The organism is Mesorhizobium sp. M2A.F.Ca.ET.067.02.1.1 (assembly GCF_004023285.1).
In the GTDB taxonomy this organism is placed as follows: domain Bacteria; phylum Pseudomonadota; class Alphaproteobacteria; order Rhizobiales; family Rhizobiaceae; genus Mesorhizobium.
The window spans coordinates 1-3,929 of sequence record NZ_RZSB01000565.1 but is presented as its reverse complement, the minus strand read 5'-3'; the positions used below and the strand labels follow the sequence as shown (position 1 = coordinate 3,929).

Genomic DNA, 3,929 nt, shown 5'->3' with positions numbered 1-3,929 from the left:
ATGAAACTGGTTCGCCGCAGCGCCGCGCCAAGCCGACCGCTTGGCGCTGCGGCGACCGCATCATAGGGAGAGAAAACTGTTACCTATGTATCCGGTTCAAAGTGTTACCCATCTATCCGCTGGACACCGGCAGGCGGATGAGGGGCGGCGCCGACCGACGAAAGAGGATCGATGCACCCAAGATGGCCGGTTTGACCCCGCTTCGATCCGATGCGTTCAGCCCTTCGCCTTCAGCTCCAGCCGCCGCTTGTGCAGCACCGGCTCCGTGTAACCGTTGGGCTGCCTCGCGCCCTTGAATACCAGGTCGCAGGCGGCCTGGAAGGCGATGGAATTGTCGAAGTCGGGCGCCATCGGGCGGTAGAGCGGGTCGCCGACATTCTGGCGGTCGACGATCGCCGCCATGCGCTGCAGCGAGTCCCTGACCTGGATTTCCGAGCAGACATTGTGGCGCAGCCAGTTGGCGATGTGCTGCGAGGAGATGCGCAGCGTGGCGCGGTCCTCCATCAGGCCGACATCGTTGATATCGGGCACTTTCGAGCAGCCGACGCCCTGGTCGATCCAGCGCACGACGTAGCCCAGGATGCCCTGCGCATTGTTGTCGAGCTCGCGCTGGATCTCGTCCGGCGTCCAGTTCGGCCGCCTTGCTACCGGCACCGACAATATGTCGTCGAGCTTCGCCTTCGGCCGGCTCTTCAGCGCCGCCTGCACGGCGTGCACATCGACCTTGTGATAATGCGTGGCATGCAGCGTCGCGGCCGTCGGCGAGGGCACCCAGGCGGTGTTGGCGCCGGCCTTGGGATGCGCGATCTTCTCAACCAGCATTGCCGCCATCAGGTCCGGCATCGCCCACATGCCCTTGCCGATCTGGGCGTGGCCGGCAAGCCCGCATTCGAGCCCCGTGTCGACGTTCCAGGCCTCGTAGGCGGAGATCCAGGCGGCCTGCTTCATGTCGCCCTTGCGGATCATCGGGCCGGCTTCCATCGAGGTGTGGATCTCGTCGCCGGTGCGGTCGAGGAAGCCGGTGTTGATGAACACCACGCGCTCCTTGGCCGCGCGGATCGCTTCCTTGAGGTTGACGGTGGTGCGCCGCTCCTCGTCCATGATGCCCATCTTGATGGTGTTCTTCGGCATGCCGAGCAGCGCCTCGACACGGTCGAAGATTTCCACCGCGAAGGCAACCTCTTCCGGCCCGTGCATCTTGGGCTTCACCACATACATCGAGCCGGCGCGGGAATTGGCGCGGCGGCCGTTCTCGCCGACATCGTGCAGCGCGATCAGCGCGGTGATGGCGGCGTCCATGATGCCTTCCGGCACCTCGTTTCCATCGCGGTCGGTGATCGCCGGATTGGTCATCAGGTGGCCGACATTGCGCACCAGCATCAGCGAGCGTCCAGGCAAAAGCAGCTGGCCGCCATTGGGCGCCGTATAGCGGCGGTCGGGATTGAGCTTGCGGACAAAGCTTTTGCCGCCCTTGGTGATCTCTTCGGCGAGGTCGCCCTTCATGAGGCCGAGCCAGTTGCGGTAGACCACGACCTTGTCCTCGGCATCGACGGCCGCGACCGAATCCTCGCAATCCTGGATAGTCGTGAGAGCCGATTCCAGGACGACGTCGGCAATGCCGGCCGGATCGGTCTTGCCGATCTGGTTGGCATGGTCGATCACGATTTCGATGTGCAGGCCGTTCTTGACCAGAAGCACGGCTTCCGGATTTTCGGCATCGCCGCGATAGCCGGCAAACTGCTTTGGGTCGGCGAGCGTGGTGGCGCCGGCGCCCTCACCCGCTTTCAGCGCGCCATTCGCCACCGACAGCCCGTTGACGCCGGCCCATTTGCCGGTGGTCAGCGGCACGGACTGGTCGAGGAAATCCTTGGCCCAAGTAATGACTTTCGCGCCACGCGCGGGATTGAAACCCTTGCCCTTCTCGGCGCCGCCGGTCTCGGGAATGGCGTCGGTGCCGTAGAGCGCGTCATAGAGCGAGCCCCAGCGCGCATTGGCGGCGTTGAGCGCATAGCGCGCGTTCATCACCGGCACGACGAGCTGAGGCCCGGCGACGACGGCGATCTCGGGGTCGACATGCTCCGTCGAAACGCTGAACGCCGCGCCTTCCGGCACCAGATAGCCGATCTCCTTCAGGAAGGCCTTGTAAGCCTCCATGTCGATCGGGGCGCCGTTTTCGCGGTACCAGCCGTCGAGTTTCTCCTGCATGGCGTCGCGTTTGGCGAGCAGCGTCCGGTTCTTCGGCGCGAGATCGTGGACGATGGCGGAAAAGCCTTCCCAGAATTTTCCCGGATCGATGCCGGTGCCGGGCGTAGCCTCCTCGGCCACGAAGTCATGGAGCTCCCGGGCAATTCGCAACCCGGCGATCTCGATGCGGTCGGTCATCAGCACGTCTCCAGATAGGTAGCTTGCCGGGGCCTTTGGCATGTTTGGGGTTGCGGGGTCAATTCGGCTTAGGGTGAAGGAGGCGCGGCCTTCTCCTTCTCCCCTTGTGGGAGAAGGTGGATCGGCGCGCAGCGCCGAGACGGATGAGGGGTGTTCCAGCGGAGTGAGACGCTGGCTTTCCCTGGAGCACCCTCATCCGTCGCCTTCGGCGACACCTTCTCCCAAAGGGGAGAAGGGGAAGGCTGCGCTACACCGCGATCCGAGGCCTTCCCGACGCCACGGCCACCACATGCGCCTCGATGAACATGCGCTGGCCTTCGATGGTCGAGACCTTGAACTCGGTGGCGACGTCGATCTCGGCGCTGTCGGTGCCGGCGTCCTTCGCGCGCTCGGCGGCGAGCACGCGCACATCGGCCTCGGCCGCCGCGATCGCCTTCGCCTCTTCGGTGAAGTCGCGCACCGTCTGGCCGGAGGCGAGGCGGAACAGGCCTTCCTTGGGCTGGCTGACACGGGCCTCGGCCGAGACGCGCACCTGGCCGACCACGGCGCCGAGCGCGTTGGCGACGTCGGTGTCTTCCGGGACGATGCAGCCATTGCCGACCAGCACGGCCAAGCCGGCGTAATGCAGCGGCGCCGAGGCGCCCAGCCCGATGACCGGACGGTCGAGCGCGACGGTGAAGCGGGCGATGCCGGGATGGCCATCGACCGCGCGCTGCACCAGCGCATGCGCGACGGTGGCCGCGCCGTCCAGCCCGTCCTCGGCGAAGGCGGTTTCGAGGATGTATTCGGCCGACCAGCGGGTGAGCGTCGTCAGCACGCGCTCGGCCATGGCTTCGGGTGTCGCCGCGATCGCCTGGCCGCGGCCGTCGCGGCGGCGCGAAAACAGATCGGCGCCCAGGCGGGCAGTGGCGGCGTCCCAGTTCGACTGCTTGCCCAGCACATGCGCGGCGTCGGACGGCGTGAAGCCGCAGATATGCACCAGCCCGCGCGCGACCAACCGGTTCAGCGTGGCGTTCTGCGCGTTCGACGAGAGCAGCCGATCAAGCGCCAGCGGGACAGTGCCGATCGCCTCGTAGAGCTTCGCTTCCGGCGCGGTCAGCCCCGCGGCGAGCCTGTCCGGCACACCGGTGCGCAGGGCAAACCGCCCGTCCATGCGGCCGGGGTTCGGCGCCCGCAGCTGCCGTTCCAGCTCGGCGGTGACTGCCTCGCCATGCGCCATGCCGGCCAGCGCCAGCGGCACCAGGCGGCGCGGCCCGAGCAGGATTTTCGGATCGAGCGCGCCGTCTTCCAGCGTGACCTCCGAGTCGCCGCCAAGGCCGAAGGTGCGCATGGCGACCGCTTCGACCATGGTGCGGAAGCCGCCGACGGTGGCGCCTTCCGGATCGAGGCGCGGGCGGCCGCCGTCGAGCACGGCGACGTCCGTGGTGGTGCCGCCGATATCCGAGACCATGGCGTCGTCCAGCCCGGTCATGTGGCGGGCGCCGACAAGAGAGGCAGCCGGGCCCGAGAGGATCGTCTCGATAGGCCGCTGGCGGGCAAAGGCGGCC

General features: G+C 67.0%; 2 protein-coding genes. Both read right to left on the bottom strand.

What is annotated here, in order from left to right; all coding sequences use genetic code 11:
• Window positions 1-216: 216 nt before the first annotated feature.
• Window positions 217-2,382, bottom strand: a complete 2,166-nt coding sequence (locus tag EOA28_RS27610) for a malate synthase G (protein WP_127251348.1) — start codon at window positions 2,380-2,382, stop codon at window positions 217-219.
• A gap of 247 nt (window positions 2,383-2,629) precedes the next feature.
• Window positions 2,630-3,929: hydantoinase/oxoprolinase family protein (locus tag EOA28_RS27605; protein ID WP_281060928.1), on the bottom strand; the 1,300-nt coding region annotated here is incomplete at its 5' end.